Raw genomic sequence first — 17,045 nt, forward strand, 5'->3', positions numbered from 1 at the left:
ATTGACCTTTCTGCTCCCTTTTCTATCTTGGCCATCTTTTTTCTTTCTCAGGAAGCTTTGAAAAAACATTATGTGGTTCCTTCTGATACCAGTATGCAACACTTGACAAATCATCCTGACGTTCAAATAAACCTTTATGTCCAACACCAATCTGTTGCACAGTAACCTTAAGCTCCTCATCAAAAAACACCGGATCCATGACATGCCAGCGATAAAAACCGCGCATCGGCGGACAATCATCATTATGATATAAATTATTTACCAGATCATCATGCCTTGAATAAAATGGATATCCAAGAAAAGGAGTTGTATATGTCTGTTCTATCGTTTTTCCGTCCTCATGTCTGGCAAAACTCCAGGAACCTCCAAAATAATCTTCCATTCCGGTTCCACAGATTGTTGGATATTGTTCATCTCCATCAATATAAAACTTTACTTCTCCTTCACCCCACCAATATCTTTGAAGTGTAGACAATGCTATATATGTACCGATATAATGACCACTACCTTTTATTCCATCTGCAATAACATAATCTTTTCCCAGCTCGGTAAGAGCTTCTCTTCTCCAGCTTGCGTGAAAATATTCCGTTTCTTCTGGCAGATAATTGTATAAATTATAATCAATCTGATAAAAAAAAGCCGGAATTGCATTTGCATGCTGATTTTCTAATGTAATAACTGCTCTCTTTTTAAATGGCATCTGAATATAAGAATTTAACCCTCTGGATGGGACAACTGTTATAAGACTGGAATTAATATAACACTCTTTTCCAAATCCACAACAGAAAAAATCCCCTAACGGTGCTTCTACTGATGGATTTTCCTCGCCGTCCCAATACATTCTGAGAACCAGGTCCCTAAGAACAAAGCAATCTCCTTCTGACGTTTTATTATCCGTTGTTATCCATATATGATGAATAATTCCCGGACCATCTATTTCTCCTAAAACAACCGTCTCTCCCGGCTGGATATCATTCAAACAAGGACTGCCTTTTCTTGATTTTCCGAGAACGCTGGCTGCCATACCTCCCTTTCCCTTTTCTCCTGTCCTGTTTTCAGCATTAATCGCCCTGCTTTTTCCATGTGTCAGATAGGGAAGCATTGCTGCTGTTCCTGGCAGCATAATCATATTTTTATCCATTTTATACCTTATCCTTTCGTTGCACCCATAGTCATTCCAGCTGTTACCCATTTATTTAATGCAAAATAGATTACCAGTGGAGGAAGAATTGAAATTGCTATTGCAGCAAATGTTGAACCCCAGTCCACATTTCCAAATGCTCCGACATAATCTTTTAATCCCATTGCCACTGTCTTGGCTGAAGTATCACTAATAAATGTATTTGCAAAAATAAAGTCATTCCAAATCAGAATACTATACATGGAAGCAATTGTAATAACGGTATTTCTTGCTAATGGGAACACAATCTGAATAAAAGTCCGAAGCGGTGAACACCCATCAACAACCGCTGCCTCTATCAATTCATTCGGAACAAATTCGTAAAAACTTACAAACATCATAACTGATAAAGGTAATGCAAATCCTACCTGTGGTAATATTAAAGAAAAACTTGTATTTAAAATACCTAGTTTACTATAAAAAATAAATAATGGTATTAATGTAATCTGTACTGGAACCATAATTCCAAATGTAAAGAAAGAATAAATTGTTTTTGTTCCTCTTACTTTAAATTTTGACAATGCATATCCTGCCGTAGAACTTAATACTACAATCAGAATCAGCGAAATAACGGTCACCTTTAAACTATTCCACATATACATACCGATTTTACCATCTGATAAAACCTTAGAAAAATTTTCCAGCGTAATACTCTTTGGAAATGCAAATGGAGCTGCTGACAACTCTACGGTTGGTTTCACACTTGCAACAAACAACCATATGACCGGATATATCTGAATGATTAAGAAGAGAATAATCAATACTGCAAATATTATTTTTATTATTTTTTTCTTCAATGATTTCCCCTCCTATTCCTTCTGATGCGTTCTTTTTCAATTCTTTTTTCTTCTTTTTGTTCCTTTGAAGTAAAAATTTTTCTTAAAATATAAACAACTAAAATACTTTCAATAATAATAAACACCGCTAAAGTACTGCCATAACCATACTGGTTACTTGAAAACGCCTTTTTATACATATATGTAGACATTAATTCGCTGGCATTTCCCGGTCCACCACTTGTCAATAAAAATGGAATATCAAATCCTCTTAATGCTCCTGTCAGACACATCGTCAAAGTCAGAAGTATAATATCTTTTATCAATGGCATTTTAATTTTAAATAATATCTGCATTTCAGAAGCGCCATCTATTTTGGCAGCTTCATATACAGAAGGATCTAATGAAACCAGTGCAGCATAAAATATAACCATATACATTCCAGTAAATCTCCATCCTTCCGGTATGGATACAGCTGGTAATACAGTACTTACTTTCGCAAGCCAGGACGTTACCATTCCACCTAAACCTACTTTTTGTAATATCTGATTCAATAATCCCATAGGCTCTGTTGAGTACATACTTCTAAAAAGCTGTGTGATAGCAACTGTTGTAATAATACATGGTACATAATACAACGTTTTAACCAGTGTCACATGCTTTGTCATATATGTCAGCAATATTGCAAAAAACAGTCCAATTAATAATTGCATGGAAACTACAATAACAAGGTAAATCAGATTGTTAAAAAATGCCTTATAAAAAACTTCGTCGTGAAACATAGTCACATAATTTTCCAATCCGACAAACTGCTTTTTTCCTATTCCTCCCCATTTCATAAAACTTAATCGAATAGACTCTTCTATTGGATAAAATACTGCCAAAATATAGAACAATAATCCTGGAAGTAAAAATGCCAGAAAGGCCTTTTTGTTTCTTATAACGCCCATTATAACTCCTTCCTTTTCATTTATATAAATCTGTTACGAGATATGTATTACCAATCATGATAATACATATCTCGATATGTCATTTACTTATTTTGTATATTCTGCAATAGAATCATCTACCAGTTTACAAAAATCGTCTACTGATAAATCACCGGATGCCAGCAATAATAAATTATCCTGCATAACGGTATTGGTATTGGAATCAAGGTATGTATCCCAAGGCTTCAGGAAGTTTTCACCTGTAGACTGCATATCTTCCTGAATTTTCAGATAAAGATCTGAGTATTCAACATCATCCGGTAAATCGGTTTTAATTGGAGACATCTGCTGTTTTCCAGCATATAATTTACCATAATTATCAATTACATATAAGATAAAATCTTTTGTTTTTTCATCAAATGTTTCTGCATTAAATGCCATACCAATTCCAGAATTTATACAAAATTCATTTGGCTGTGTTTTTGCACCTTCAATAGTAGGAAGATAAAAATAATCAATTTTACCCTGCTCATATGCATCCTGCATAGCGCCGATTTCCCAGTCACCAATATAATACATTGCAGATTTTCCATCTAAAAACATTGATTGTGCTGTTGCATAGTCTGTTGCAGCAAATCCATCATTAAAATACTGACCCATTTCTTTCATAAATTCTGCTGCTTCTCTTCCGGTTTCACTGTCCATTTTCTCTTTTCCATCTCTTAAATTAATGATAAAATCATTTCCGGTTTCTCTAAATGGAAGCATTGCTAAGTATCTCTGTACCGGCCATCTGTCAACACCATCTACCGAAATCGGTGTAATTCCATTATCTTTTAAGGTTTTACATACATTCAGCCACTCATCCATGGTAGTTGGTGGTGTCAGATTATACTGTTCAAAAATTTCTTTGTTATACCATGTCATTTCCACATGATATTCTAATGGTAAAGTATACATGGAACCATCTGTAAATTCCTGATATTTTAATGCAATCGGATAGAAATCATCATATCTGTCATTATCTTTTAAAAATTGTTTTACATCTACTAACATTCCTGCATCTACCAGCTCCTGACAATATGGATCGGCATCAATATCAATTATATCCGGCATATTGCCTCCGGCAATTAATGTCTTTAATTTCTGTAAATAGGAAGGTCTGTCCGCTGTTGTTTCAAATTCAATTTTCCACTTTCCGCCTTTTTCTTTACTGTACTGATCTGCAATTTCATGCATTACCTGATCTATTTCACCATCCACAGGTCTTGATGTCATCCATGTAACAGTTACCACATCATCATCATCATTTTTTGCTTCTTTTTTTGTAGAACCACAGCCTGCAATCAACCCTGTTACCATTGTTGCTAACAATAAAATACTCATCATTCTCTTTTTCATTTTAATCCCTCTCTTTTCTTGTTTTTATCACAAAATTGTTTAATTCCACTTCTCCCTGTACCACATAAACACCGGCATAGCCACCTTTGTGATCATACATTCTGGTAGATAATACAATTTCATCATTAATATACACAATACAGATATCATCTTCTCTTATTATCAGTAAATGATATTCATCTGCATCCGGAAGCCTTCTGGATGTTTCTATCTGGTATGGTATATCACCTTTTATCTGCCACTGATAGATTCCCTTTTCCGAACGTGGCCACATATCCCATGCTGCTTCCTTTTTCCGTTGATTCATTCTTAAAAAATAACCCTTTTCCATTTCAGAATCAACATGTAACGCTATTCCGAATTCATGTCCCCGCTTCACACAGACATCCATTTCAATTGAAAAACAATCTTCCGGAATTTCATAGACACCGGAGCCTAAGGTATCACTTATTACATGAATTCCTTTTTCTGTCTTTATTATCCGGCTATTATAGCCTGCTGCTGGTTTCAAATCCTGTACTTCATCATAGAACTCTTTCACACCTGGAATAACCCGGACTTTTAATGTTCCATCTTCCGGATTCTGAATCAATTCATGGAACACCATTGTTCCACCCCATTCCCATGGTCCAAAATCTTTATTTCCATATTTGCTTGCAATCCATCCAAATGCAAATCTTCGCTGTCCATCTGATGCGGTTTTGATTGCATAATCTGATCTGGTGTCAAAGACATCATCTTCCGGAATTTCCCATGGTCCATTTGGACTTTTTGAAATTCTATAATGTGTAGTAAATTGATCCGAAAAAGTGGAGAAAACCAGATACCAGTAATTTCCCATCTTGAAAATTTCAGGACATTCCATGGTGATATACATGCCAGGGGCATAAAACGGTTTTTCATAGGTCCATTGTTTCAAATCCTTTGACTTACACAGTGCAATACAGCCTCCCCGTAATTCACCTCCTCCTTTGATTCTTGAAGCCAGAAGCATGTCATAGCATTCATCTTCTTCGTTCCAGTATACAAATGGATCCCGCCAGTCAAATTCTTCATATTGCTTTCCATCAGAAACAAACAAAAATTCTTCTACTGTATTAAGATGTTCTAAATCTGTTCCTACTGCCTGCATTACAGACTGTACACTTTTTCCATTAATTTTTATATCTTCATTATACGCAGTAAAAAATGCATGATAAAGATTTTCTTTGTCTTTTATTACGGAACCAGTGTAAGCATTCTTATTTGGCTTGTCATCTCCTCCTCTCTTGATTGCTTCCCCTTTGTATTCCACATTTACAAAGTCTTTTGTTGTTACAAGATGCCAGGTAGTTTCTTCTGCATACTCCTTGTCTCTGATTCTTGGATCATGCAGATAATAACCATAAAAAGTTCCATTTTCATAATACGGTATTAAATCTCCAACCCATGCATCTTTTGGTCTGTACAATAATTTTTTCATATGCACCTCTCTTTGCACTATTTGCATGTTTTTTCTCGTTCTTTTTATGCTCAAATTTTAGCATATGCACTATTTATTTTCAACATACCTTTCTCAATTTTATCATTTTCTATTTTTTTTACATAATAAAAACTGTTGTTTTATACATGTTATACATCTTTTCATTGTTATTTTGTGCATTTCGTGCATTTTTATTTTTCGCACATTTTCTTCTTCCTTTATTCTTAATAAAGTGTTACAATAAATCTGGAGGTGGAAGTATGAAATGCACGATTAAACAATTAGCCGAAGAATTAAACTTATCCAGAAATACTGTTGCTAAAGCTTTAAAAAACAGTAATGAAGTTTCTTCGAAAACAAAGCAGCGGGTTTTAAATAAAGCCAGAGAACTGAATTACAATAACATAAACAAAGAACTTTTTTCCGAATCGGGAGATGTTACTTCTCCATCTAATGTGAATAATGGTTCTATCCTGTTTCTTACCAAAACCTATGCACCAGACTCTGAATTCTGGACTGCGGTTTTAACAGGTATTGAATCCATCTTATCTAATGCACATTATCATCTTGTAATTGGAATCATGTCTGAAAGTGATTTGAAAAAAATGGATTTTCCTACTGCATTAAAAGATCCTTCCATTAAAGGTATTATTCTTGTGGAAATTTGTGATGGGGCTATCTGCAATGCATTGTTACAATATAATCTTCCAATTATTACTGTTGATTTACCAAAGGATTATAATCCTGCTTTAGATATGATAGATATTGTTACTATGGAAAACAAAAGAAATATTCACCGGATTGTAAATCATTTAATTTCCAAGGGTGCCGAGCGTTTTGCCTTTGTTGGAGATATTTATTCCGCAAATGTAGGACGAGGTTTTCAGGAACGTTTTGATGCATTACAAGAATGTCTTTCTGATAATCACCTGGAACTAGACTGGAAACATTGCTTATTAACAGAAACTTCTGATGAGTTTCAGGACTTTCAAATAGTCGTTAAAAAATTACAAAAGATGGCTTCTGTTCCGGATGTATTTATTTGCGGGAATGACCGTACAGCAATCCAATTAATATATGCTCTTCAATTTTTGGGTTATCAGATTCCAAAAGATGTAAGTGTAGTAGGATTTGATGATATTCCTGCTTCTGAAAGGATTACACCTTCTCTCACTACAATACAGACTCCGAAAAAATACCTTGGTATTGCTGCAGCCCGCCAGATGTTAGAGCGGATACAATACCCAAACTCTCCTCATTCATATATGGAATATGAAACAAAACTTATTATCCGGGATTCCACAATATAGAATTAATTTTGAAAGGATATTATACTATGGAAAACTTCTTTTCACTTGATGGTAAATTTTTTCGATTTATCAACAAATTTACCAGTTTAATTGCTTTAAATTTTTTATTCATTATTACATCCCTTCCTATCATTACAATCGGGGTATCCTTTTACGCCCTTTATCAAACAAATTTAAAACTTTCACAAAATACAGAATCCTATATTGCAAGAACTTATTTTTTCTTTTGGAGAAAAAATTTAAAGCAGAATATTCTTCTTTGGCTACCTGTAATGATTTTATTTATATTTTGTCTGATTAACTTATACATTTTACCTTTTATGCCAGAAACCTTTTTCAGGTCTCTCACTCTCTGTATACAATTTCTTATTTTGTTGTTATTGCAGGGATTTCTTATTTATGCATTTTTTCTTCCGGATCAATACAGAACTACTTTAAAACATACCGTAAAAAATGCAGTTATATTGACTTTTAAATATCTTCCAGCTACTTTTTTATGTATTTGCATAAATGCACTACCAGTTTCTATTCCCATATTGTTACCAAAAATAACCGGATATGTGTTAGCAGCTTTTATTATAATAGGCTTTTCCGGGATTTCATTTCTGCATACTTTCATATTACAACTACTATTAAAAAAAGAGAACCTCTTCGGTTCTCTTTAAAAAGGCGTCTGCCGGATTTGAACCGGCGATAAGGGTGTTGCAGACCCGTGCCTTACCACTTGGCTAAGACGCCACATATTTAATTGTGTCAATTCACACTCATATAGTTTACCAAAGCAGCGCAAATCCGTCAAGAGAGAATTTACAGATTTCTACCTGCTTTTTACACAATTCCATGCAAATTTATTTGCTTTTTTTACATAAGAACAGTATACTTATAATGTTATAAAATATTAAACCATTTTTAGGAGGAACAAATATAATGGAAAAAGGTAAGTTAGGAATCAGATTATCATTTTATGCAGTAGCCGCATTTATCCTTGCATTCTTAGGATACAGCACTGTTCTTGCATTACTGACTGGTTTCGTTCTCATCGTGGAGAAAAATGAATGGGCTTCCCGTCAGGTAATTCAGGCATTTTTCTTATGTATCTTTGCAGATATCGTAAATGGTATTTTAAACATTTTCGATTTCTTATACCAGATACCTCTTATGGGTTCTGTATGGGGAACAGCAATTTCTGTCATCGATGGTATTGTAAGCCTTGTAGTTCTGATTTTCTGTATCATGGCTCTTGTAAACACAGCCAAAGGAAACGAAGCAAACGTTCCTGGATTAAACGGACTTGCAAACTGGGCTTACGGCATTGTAGCTCCAAAGGTAAATCAGGCACAGCAGGCTTATTATGGACAGCAGCAGTTTAACGGACAGCAGCAGTTCAACGGACAGCAGCAGTTCAACGGACAGTCACAGCAGTTCAATGGTCAGCAGCAGTTCAATGGTCAGCAGCAGAATCCAAATCAGCCACAGTAGAATTATTACATAGCGAAAAAATTTAAGCGCAGAGCATTCATTGCCCTGCGCTTTTCTTATGCAGTTCTTCAAAAGATTATAAGGAAATCATCAGATAACGGATAACAAAGAGTGCGGATAATACTACTGTGATAATATTTAACTCCTTGAACTTTCCGGTAAAGATTTTAATTAATGTATAAGCAATCAATCCAACGGCAATTCCGTTTGCGATGGAGTAGGTAAGCGGCATCATGATTAATGCAAGATATGCCGGAATTGCTTCGGATACATCATCAAATTCCATATCTTTGATAGCACTTAACAAAAGACCACCTACGAAGATTAATGCCGGTGCTGTTGCACAGGATGGGATGATGCTTACAAACGGAGCAAAGATGATTGCTGCTAAGAACATGATTGCTGTAAATACAGAAGTCAGTCCGGTTCTTCCTCCTACGCTGATTCCGGAGATACATTCACCATAAGTGGTAACGGTGGAAGTACCAAATATAGAACCGCCAACCGTTGCAATTGCATCACAGAGAAGGCTCTTCTTTGCATTTGGAATATTTCCATCTTCATCTAACATATTTGCTGATTTTGCAGTTCCGATTAAGGTTCCGATGGTATCAAACATGTCAACCATGGAGAAAGTGATAATCAGCATGATCAAAGTTAAAATTGCCTGTCCTACCGAGCTTCCCATAAATAATTCCCGGAAACCGCGGAAACATGCGAATAAGGAAACATCTGCAAAATCTTTTACCTGGGCACCAAAGTTAATCTGGAAGCCATCAAATACAGTATTTCCGGTGAAAATTCCAAGAATAGTTACTACAAAAATACTGATTAAAATAGAACCGGTTACTTTTTTCTTATAAAGAACGGTGGTAAGCACGATTCCAAAGAAGGCTAAAATTGCACCCCAGCAAGCCACCGGATTTTCAGAAAAAGTAGAAAAATCCACCAACGATACCATGGTGCTGTCATTTCCTACGATAAGACCTGCATCCTGGAAGCCGATAAATGCAAGGAACAATCCGATACCTACCGATATGGCAACTTTTATATTTTTGGGAATTGCCATTACAATTTTTTCCCGGAAGGAACATAAGGTAATCAGGATAAATAATGCACCGGAAATGAATACCATTGCCAGTGATGCTTCATAGGAATAACCCATGCCAAGCATTACGGTGTAAGTAAAAAATGCGTTCATTCCCATACCAGGTGCCTGGGCAAACGGCAATCTGGCAAGAACTCCCATTAAGAAGGTTCCTAAAAATGCAGACAGACAGGTGGCAAAAAATACGCCGTTGAATACCTTATCATACATATCGGTTCCTTCAAAAGGTGTGGCAAGCATTGCCGGATTTACCATGATGATGTAAGCCATGGTAACAAATGTTGTGATACCTGCGATAAACTCGATTTTTACGCTGGTACCATTTTCTTTTAGTTTGAAAAACTTTTCCATAATAAACATCCTTTCTTTTGTTTTATCTAAACCAGTTCACAAACTGGAATAAATCGATTATTTATAATATCCAATAATCCCCGGTTGGTAATTGCCATCTCCGGAATAACAGCAAGGGAAATCTGAAGACTCATAGTGAGGATTGGATTCTTAAGAATACAGCCATGTTCCCACAAATCAGTTAAAAGTCTATCTGTTTCCTCTACAAATACATCCATTGGCTTCTGACTTAAAATGCCAAGTACCGGAAGTCCCACAAATTGTTTCTCTTCTCCATCCCTTACATAAGAAAGACCACCCTGTTTTGCAATGACCTGATTAAATGCCAGCGTCATATCCGAAAGAGAAGTTCCAAATGCAATCAGATTCTGGGTATCCTGTCCTACCGAACCGGCAAATGCTCCCTGCAGTGCTCCTGCCTGGCTGATGATGCCGATTCCGATGGAACCATCTTTCCGGTAACGGTCTACTACTGCACAATACATTAAGTCATCCTCTAAAATGAGTGCACCGTTCTTTACCGGAAGCTTTCTCTCTTCGTGAATTGTCTCTAAGGTTCCGTCCACGATTTTTACAATATTGACTTTTACTTCGCCATCTATGCAGCCTTCCGGCAATGGAATCGTAAGTTCTCCTTCTTTTAAATCATCCCGCTTTATGGAATGGATCACTTCTTTCGGATAATCCATTCGCGGATAAGAAGCCTTTGCAATTTCTCCGTTTACAATAACATCCTGCACCTTAAAGTCTGTTAAATTCTTCACAAGTATCATGTCTGCACGATATCCTTCTGCAATGACACCTCTGTCCTTTAAGCCATAGGCTGCTGCCGGATAAACCGTAGCAAGCTTGATTGCCTGAAGCGGCTCCACACCTTCTTCCACAATCTGCGCCAGTGCATAGTTCATATGTCCATGCTCTGCCATATCTTTCGCTGTAATACAGCCATCGGTAGAAAGTAAAATATGGTCGCTGTCTCCTGCTTTATCTAAGAATTCTTTTGCACTTGCGGGCTCTTTTAAGGAGCCACGGCGGATAATGACATACATTCCTTTCCTGAATTTTTCTAACATTTCCTCCACCGTTACACTCTCATGGTCGGAGCTTACGCCTGCTGCAATATAGGTATCTAAGTCAGCTCCCAATACACCCGGCGCATGTCCGTCTATTTTTAAACCTTTTTCTTTTCCATAATCTAAGATTTCTTTTAAAGAAGCTTCCTTTGCAATGACCCGGTTATAATCCATGGCTTCTGCAATTCCATACATGCCATATTCTTCCACCATCACTTTGACATCGGAAAGCATCACCTGTCCATAACAGTCTTCATATCCCGGTGCTGACGGAACACAGGGAGATGCCATCCAGACCGGTGTAAGCTCTGTCTCCTTCATCTCTTCCATCAGATATTTTGCACCTTTATGTCCTAAGACATTTACTGCATCATGAGGGTCTAAGACTGCTGCTGTGGTTCCGTTTTGTATCAGTGCCTCTGCAAAAGATGCACTGCTTAACATGCTAAGCTCCACATGGGTATGGGCGTCAATTAATCCTGGCAGGGCAGTAAGCCCTTCCCCATTGATTACCGTAAGATGCTCCTTTTCTTCTATTTCACTGGCATCAATATGCTCTGCAATTTTCTCAAAACGACCATTTCTGATATAAATATCCCCGGTTTTTATCTCATCTTCCAACACATCTGCAATTGCTGCATGTTTAATCAACAGGCCCATAGGATTCTTTTCCTTTCTGAAACAATGGTAGTTTCTGTAAAAATGTGATATCTGTCCGCTCTGCCGCTTTTCCCTCTGCAAGAATTGCAAGCCTGCTACAAACCTCTCCTCCGGCTTTCTGCACCAGACGCTCTGCCGCAGCCAGGGATTCTCCTTTTGAAATCACATCATCCACAATTGCAACTTTCTTTCCCTTTAACTTCTCTGCATCCGTTTCATCCAGAAAAATGTCCTGATTTCCTTCTGTTGTAATGGAATGCACCGCATCCTGGATAAATGATTTCACATAGGACTTCACGCTTTTCCGGACTACCACAAATTCCTTCATATGAAGCTGCTTTGAAATCTCGTACGCCAGGGCAATTCCTTTTGCTTCAATAGTCAGGATAATTTCTGCTCCATTGGCAAATGCCGCCAGTTCCTTACCTGCTTTCTCAATCAGCTCTGTATCACTGATTACCACAAAACTTGCATACGCTGTTCCATCTGACAGTTTAACAAAAGGCAGTTCACGTTTCAGACCACATACTTCTAAATCATAATGTTCCATTTTATCTATATCCTCTTATCCATCATTATATATCCGCCGGAGAATGTTTTGTCTCCTTCGGATGTATTGTAACTATGAAAAACACGAAAGGTACAACACGTCCCCGTATTGCACCTTTGCTTTACATACATTTGCATTATAATAGAAATTGTTTTATAATAAAAATACTATTTTTACTTGGTTTCTATAATATTTTTATTATATTGTGTGGAGGAAGATTGAAAAAATATTTACTTCAATATAATTAGCCGGTTATGCAGGAAGATTATTTTATCTGATATGAAATGTCTGCAGTTCTTAGTTACATGTTTTTCTTGATTATAAACTGTCTTTCCATTGCTTTGAGAGGATAACTACTCTGTCCGCCGAGTACGGATGCTGAATAATGTCTGCAAGGGGCACTAAGAATTTCGACCTATAACTGAATAAGCCTGGCAACCGGCGCAAATTCACATCCATGTTCATATGCGCCTCGCTGGCACTTCCCTGTGCCAGCGTTGCCGGATGCCAGACGAAATTTCAAGTGCCCCTAACAGCCCTTAAAATGCATCCGTACTTCGGCGAACCGGGCAGTTATCATGTCAAACATTGGAAAGACTGTTTTGATAACAGAAAGAAAAACATGTGCTTTAGAACTGCGGCATTTCATATCAAAAATAATCTTCCCTGCATACCCGGAACTATATTGGAAATCCTATATTTTTTACAATCCCCCCTACAAACCACATAAATTATATTTTCAAATGATTCCTACAAAACAAAAGAGGTATTTTATTATGACATTAGACTCCTACCGTAACTTTGTAACCATTGTAGATTGCGGCAGTATCGTAGCGGCTGCCAATAAGCTTCTGATTGCACAGCCTTCTTTGAGTAACCAGCTAAAAAATATTGAGAAAACTTATGGTGCGAAGCTTCTTCTCCGGGGAAACCGTTCTTTAGAGCTGACGGATGCAGGAAGAATCTTTTACAAACGTGCCAAAGAGATTTGCATGATGGAAGAGGGCTTACGAAATGAATTGCTGAATCAGAAAGCCGGCTTCTCTGAACTGTTGAAGATTTCGATTCCAGCCGGTAACTCTCCTTATTTTCTGCACAAATTTTTTGATGCCTTTATCGCAAAGCACCCGAAAGTAAATTATGACTTTTATGAGATTCCAAGCGAATTTGTTATTCCGAATGTCTTAAATGGAATTACAGAGATTGGGCTGATTCGCTCTGCCGCACCCGGACATGGTGCGCTTACACTTTATCCCTATGAAAGAGAGGATATTGTTGCACTGTTTCCAAAAGACCATCCCCTGGCTAAAATCAAAGGAAAGCTTTCTGTCCCGGACCTTGCCAACTACCCGCTGGCAATTCCTTTTGACTGTCTGGATATTGTTTATGCTTCTTTTGGACACTATCTTCTTTCGCCAAATGTTTCCATGATTACTTCTCCGAAAACCACTGCCATTGAATGGGCGCGTTCTTTTGGAAGTGTAGCCTTAGTCTCCCTGACGAAAGAGGACATACGTGAAATTAAGGATATGTGCATCAAATATATTTCCGATGAAAACCTCTATATTATGAGTGCTTTTATTATCAGCAAAGACCGGCACCTTTCGAAGATTGCGAAGGAATTTTTGCAGGTGCATGGTATTGAAGTTTCTTAAGGTGCTCGCCAACTACGAGAAACACGCTTTGCGAGTTTCTCGAGTTATCGCGGTGCTCGTCAAATCTGCATGCAAGCATGCGATTTTTCTCGCTACTCGCGTAAAAAAAGAGAATCTATAAAAGATTCTCTTGAAAGAGGCGACAACCAGATTCGAACTGGTGATAAGGGTGTTGCAGACCCGTGCCTTACCACTTGGCTATGTCGCCATATTCTGTTGTAACACTTCCAGTATATGCAGTGGCACATTTTTTATGCCTCATATTCCGTTCGTGTAATGACTCCGACGGGAATCGAACCCGTGTTACCGCCGTGAAAGGGCGATGTCTTAACCGCTTGACCACGGAGCCAGATACGTTCCAACGACCGTCAGAACGTGTTTTAGTATACCATAGAGTAGTGGTGATGTAAAGCGTTTTTTAAGAATTATTCGTCATAATTTTGCTGGAGTAATTTTGCTCAAAATTTTGTCTCAAAATTATTCTCTTTAAGGGTACACTTCTTTTCCCCTTCTGTCCATCTTTTAAAATTTTCTTCTTGACATTACTGTCTTAGTGTATTATTGTAGTAATACAAATAAAGAAGGAGATATGTTTATGGAAACAATATTGCAAACAACGAATCTTTCCCGGCAATTCGGTAAGAAGATGGCTGTAAATAATGTAAATATGACCATTCACAAAGGTGATATTTACGGATTCATTGGAAAAAACGGTGCCGGAAAAACAACTTTTATGCGCCTTGTTTTAGGTACTGCTTTCCCTTCCAAAGGAGAAATTAAATTATTCGACGGCGAGCCTTTCGATAAAGCCAGACGCAAAATCGGTTCTTTAATCGAAGCACCTGGACTTTATAAAAACTGTACCGCCTATGAAAACTTAAAGCAGTTTTCCTTAATTTACGGTGGCACCGATGCAGAGATTAAGGAAATCCTTTCTCTGGTTGGGCTTGCTGATACCGGTAATAAAAAAGCCGGCAAATTTTCCCTTGGAATGCGCCAGCGTCTTGGTATTGCCATTGCACTTCTCGGCAATCCGGAGTTCTTAGTCTTAGATGAGCCGGTAAACGGTCTTGACCCTGCCGGAATGAAGGAAGTCCGTGATTTGATTTTAAAGCTGAATCATGAGAAAAATATTACAATTCTCATTTCCAGCCACTTATTAGATGAGCTGTCCAAAATCGTTACCAGATATGGAATTATCAACGACGGTATGCTGATTGAAGAAGTTACTGCTGCAGAATTAAATGAACGCTGCCAGCACAAACTGATTTTTACAGTAGATGATGTGCAGAAAACAGCCACTATTTTTGCAGAAACTATTCCGGCAGAACAGATTCGCATTGCCGGCAATCAGGTGATTCTCTCCTCACATCTTGAGGAAGCCGCTGAATTAAACAAACGTCTGGTTCAACAGGGCGTTGCGGTAAATAGTTTCTGGGTGCATGCAGAAGGACTTGAACAATACTTTATGAAACGGATAGGTGGTTAATATGGGACAATTATTTAGATTTGAATTTCGAAAATTATTCCGTCAGAAGAGCTTTTACATCTGTGGCTGTGTGTTAATCGGATTAATTCTTCTGACCGCAGTAACATTAAATATGATTTACAGTTTATCACAGGGAAATATGGAAACTGGCGGCGTAACCGTAAGTGCTTCTGATGATGGATTTCTTTATACTGGCATCTATATGCTGGTTGGTGCAGTATCTTCCAGCAACTTTACGATTGTACTGGCTGTATTTCTTTCCCTCTTTGTATGCAGCGACTACACCAATGGCACTTTAAAAAATATCATTGCAAGAGGCTACAGCCGCACCCGCATTTATGCGGTAAAATACATGGTATCCTTAGCTGCCACAACGGTTTATACCATTGTCTGCTGGCTTACCGGATTCCTTGCCGGCACTGCATTCTGGGAAGTTGGAAGCCTTTCCGGTACCACAGGAGATCTGGTTATAACCCTGCTTTTACAGCTTCTTGGTAACTTTGCATATACCTCCCTTTTCTTCCTGATTGCAGTTCTATTTAAGAAAACAGGCGGTTCCATTGCAGTCGGTATCATCGGTCCACTGGTTTTATCCATGATAATCTCACTGGCAGACACCCTGACCCACAAGAAATCCTTTGATTTTGCCGACTACTGGCTGGATAACTGTATGGTTAAAACTGCAACAGACCTTATGGCTTCGAATATGATTACACGCTGCCTCATTTGCTTCCTTATCTATGCGGTACTGTTCTATGTAATCAGTATCTTCGTAGGAAGACGCAATGAAGTGTAACTATATGAAAAACTCTTTATGAGTTATTCACCATAAGAACTTGCTACCGGCAGCTTCTTACGGATGCTAAGCAGCATAAAAAACTCCCGCAGATATGTCATGATATCATGAGCAAAATCAGTTCATCATATCATGATGTTATCTGTGGGCGTTTTTTTGTGCTATTTTTTAACGCTATTCTTCAGTGATACTTATAGTGCTATTTCTTAACGTTACTTCTAATGCTGCTTTTTAACGCCATTTCTTACACCTATGACAATTTCCATTTTTCATTTGCCCTGTAAGCTTGTTGCCTGTGTTCACCGTCATTGTGTTTTCACTATCCCGGAAGAGCTACGTGCTTATTTTCTCAAAGACAGATCTCTCTTAGATTGCTTATTCCATTCTGTCCGCGATGTTGTCCTTCGTATTTTTTCTAAAATGAATAAAACGGAAAACTTCACTCCATTCTTCTCTCTTTCGGATACGACCCTCTCTGTTATTCCGAATGTGGTACTTCTATGTTGGTTTTAGAAGTTTACCACAAAAAAACTGCACTATTTACCATTCGCTCTTTTGTCATGTCATTTTTTATTTCCAGTTTATTATAATACTATTTCTGAGATTTGAGAAATTTCCTGTAAAGTAAAAAACTCGATAGCAAAATCTGCTATCGAGCAATCAGCTCCCCGAGTAGGACTCGAACCTACGACAGCGCGGTTAACAGCCGCGTGCTCTACCAACTGAGCTATCGAGGATTATTAAGTTAAAGAATGACGTTCGCCTGAAATCAGGTAACGTCATTGTTAAAGGTACATACCTTCAAAACTTCATACAGATTGTTTCC

Annotated in this window: 14 protein-coding genes, 4 tRNA genes and 1 pseudogene; 7 read left to right on the plus strand and 12 right to left on the minus strand. The window is 37.7% G+C overall.

All coding sequences use genetic code 11. The annotated features are described in order from the left end of the window. Nucleotides 1-22 precede the first annotated feature (22 nt). From DWX65_RS13985 to DWX65_RS14005, 5 genes are all read right to left on the minus strand, one after another. Nucleotides 23-1,129 carry a glycoside hydrolase family 172 protein gene (locus DWX65_RS13985; RefSeq protein ID WP_118173683.1) on the minus strand — a complete coding sequence of 369 codons (1,107 nt, stop codon included), beginning with the start codon at nucleotides 1,127-1,129 and terminating at the stop codon, nucleotides 23-25. A 20-nt stretch (nucleotides 1,130-1,149) separates the two neighbouring features. Next, nucleotides 1,150-1,977, minus strand: coding sequence for a carbohydrate ABC transporter permease (locus DWX65_RS13990; RefSeq protein WP_022242530.1), 828 nt, complete (start codon nucleotides 1,975-1,977; stop codon nucleotides 1,150-1,152). Further along, complete coding sequence (locus DWX65_RS13995; RefSeq protein ID WP_117842185.1) at nucleotides 1,974-2,906, minus strand: carbohydrate ABC transporter permease; 933 nt, start codon at nucleotides 2,904-2,906, stop codon at nucleotides 1,974-1,976. The genes DWX65_RS13990 and DWX65_RS13995 overlap by 4 nt, the downstream gene beginning before the upstream one ends. Nucleotides 2,907-2,993: 87 nt before the next feature. Beyond that, a complete protein-coding gene (locus DWX65_RS14000) occupies nucleotides 2,994-4,286 on the minus strand; it encodes an ABC transporter substrate-binding protein (RefSeq protein ID WP_117699248.1) in 1,293 nt (430 codons plus the stop codon). Between the two features lies 1 nt (nucleotide 4,287). After that, nucleotides 4,288-5,748, minus strand: coding sequence for a glycoside hydrolase family 32 protein (locus DWX65_RS14005; protein WP_118173676.1), 1,461 nt, complete (start codon nucleotides 5,746-5,748; stop codon nucleotides 4,288-4,290). A 164-nt stretch (nucleotides 5,749-5,912) separates the two neighbouring features. Between DWX65_RS14005 and DWX65_RS14010 the strand changes: the two genes are divergently transcribed. Beyond that, nucleotides 5,913-7,058: a LacI family DNA-binding transcriptional regulator gene (locus DWX65_RS14010; RefSeq protein WP_242997887.1), complete on the plus strand. Its 1,146-nt coding sequence runs from the start codon at nucleotides 5,913-5,915 to the stop codon at nucleotides 7,056-7,058. 26 nt (nucleotides 7,059-7,084) lie between these two features. After that, nucleotides 7,085-7,723, plus strand: a complete 639-nt coding sequence (locus DWX65_RS15780) for a YesL family protein (protein WP_118173678.1) — start codon at nucleotides 7,085-7,087, stop codon at nucleotides 7,721-7,723. 2 nt (nucleotides 7,724-7,725) lie between these two features. Here the strand turns inward: DWX65_RS15780 and DWX65_RS14020 are convergent. Further along, nucleotides 7,726-7,796: transfer RNA gene (locus tag DWX65_RS14020), tRNA-Cys, on the minus strand. A gap of 189 nt (nucleotides 7,797-7,985) precedes the next feature. On the opposite strand from DWX65_RS14020, the gene DWX65_RS15225 reads away from it, so the two are divergent. Then, on the plus strand, nucleotides 7,986-8,537 hold the full coding sequence (locus DWX65_RS15225) for a hypothetical protein (RefSeq protein WP_199535059.1): 552 nt from the start codon (nucleotides 7,986-7,988) through the stop codon (nucleotides 8,535-8,537). A 76-nt stretch (nucleotides 8,538-8,613) separates the two neighbouring features. On the opposite strand, the gene DWX65_RS14030 is transcribed toward DWX65_RS15225, so the two are convergent. Genes DWX65_RS14030 through DWX65_RS14040 form a run of 3 tightly spaced genes read right to left on the minus strand, consistent with a single transcriptional unit; the run spans nucleotide 8,614 to nucleotide 12,279 of the window. Beyond that, nucleotides 8,614-9,996, minus strand: coding sequence for an NCS2 family permease (locus tag DWX65_RS14030; protein ID WP_118173679.1), 1,383 nt, complete (start codon nucleotides 9,994-9,996; stop codon nucleotides 8,614-8,616). 26 nt (nucleotides 9,997-10,022) lie between these two features. After that, the gene (locus DWX65_RS14035; RefSeq protein ID WP_118173680.1) at nucleotides 10,023-11,729 is read right to left on the minus strand and encodes an adenine deaminase C-terminal domain-containing protein; all 1,707 of its coding nucleotides are present in this window, start codon (nucleotides 11,727-11,729) and stop codon (nucleotides 10,023-10,025) included. After that, on the minus strand, nucleotides 11,713-12,279 hold the full coding sequence (locus DWX65_RS14040) for a phosphoribosyltransferase family protein (protein WP_118173681.1): 567 nt from the start codon (nucleotides 12,277-12,279) through the stop codon (nucleotides 11,713-11,715). The genes DWX65_RS14035 and DWX65_RS14040 overlap by 17 nt, the downstream gene beginning before the upstream one ends. Nucleotides 12,280-13,055: 776 nt before the next feature. On the opposite strand from DWX65_RS14040, the gene DWX65_RS14045 reads away from it, so the two are divergent. Further along, entirely contained in the window at nucleotides 13,056-13,934 is an 879-nt protein-coding gene (locus DWX65_RS14045) for a LysR family transcriptional regulator (RefSeq protein WP_117842179.1), read from the plus strand. A gap of 137 nt (nucleotides 13,935-14,071) precedes the next feature. Here the strand turns inward: DWX65_RS14045 and DWX65_RS14050 are convergent. Together DWX65_RS14050 and DWX65_RS14055 are read right to left on the minus strand one after the other, a co-directional pair. Continuing rightward, a tRNA-Cys gene (locus DWX65_RS14050) sits at nucleotides 14,072-14,142 on the minus strand. Nucleotides 14,143-14,211: 69 nt separating this feature from the next. Then, a tRNA-Glu gene (locus tag DWX65_RS14055) sits at nucleotides 14,212-14,283 on the minus strand. A gap of 246 nt (nucleotides 14,284-14,529) precedes the next feature. Here DWX65_RS14055 and DWX65_RS14060 point away from each other — a divergent pair. The 3 genes and pseudogenes from DWX65_RS14060 to DWX65_RS15785 form a co-directional block, all read left to right on the plus strand. Beyond that, nucleotides 14,530-15,423 carry an ABC transporter ATP-binding protein gene (locus DWX65_RS14060; protein WP_118173682.1) on the plus strand — a complete coding sequence of 298 codons (894 nt, stop codon included), beginning with the start codon at nucleotides 14,530-14,532 and terminating at the stop codon, nucleotides 15,421-15,423. Between the two features lies 1 nt (nucleotide 15,424). After that, entirely contained in the window at nucleotides 15,425-16,219 is a 795-nt protein-coding gene (locus DWX65_RS14065) for an ABC transporter permease (RefSeq protein WP_117947245.1), read from the plus strand. A 282-nt stretch (nucleotides 16,220-16,501) separates the two neighbouring features. Further along, nucleotides 16,502-16,672, plus strand: a pseudogene (locus tag DWX65_RS15785) (IS91 family transposase); the annotation flags it as partial. 211 nt (nucleotides 16,673-16,883) lie between these two features. On the opposite strand, the gene DWX65_RS14075 reads toward DWX65_RS15785, so the two are convergent. After that, nucleotides 16,884-16,956: transfer RNA gene (locus tag DWX65_RS14075), tRNA-Asn, on the minus strand. Nucleotides 16,957-17,045 lie beyond the last annotated feature (89 nt).

The organism is Roseburia sp. AF20-18LB (genome assembly GCF_003461185.1).
Lineage (GTDB): Bacteria > Bacillota > Clostridia > Lachnospirales > Lachnospiraceae > Roseburia_C > Roseburia_C amylophila.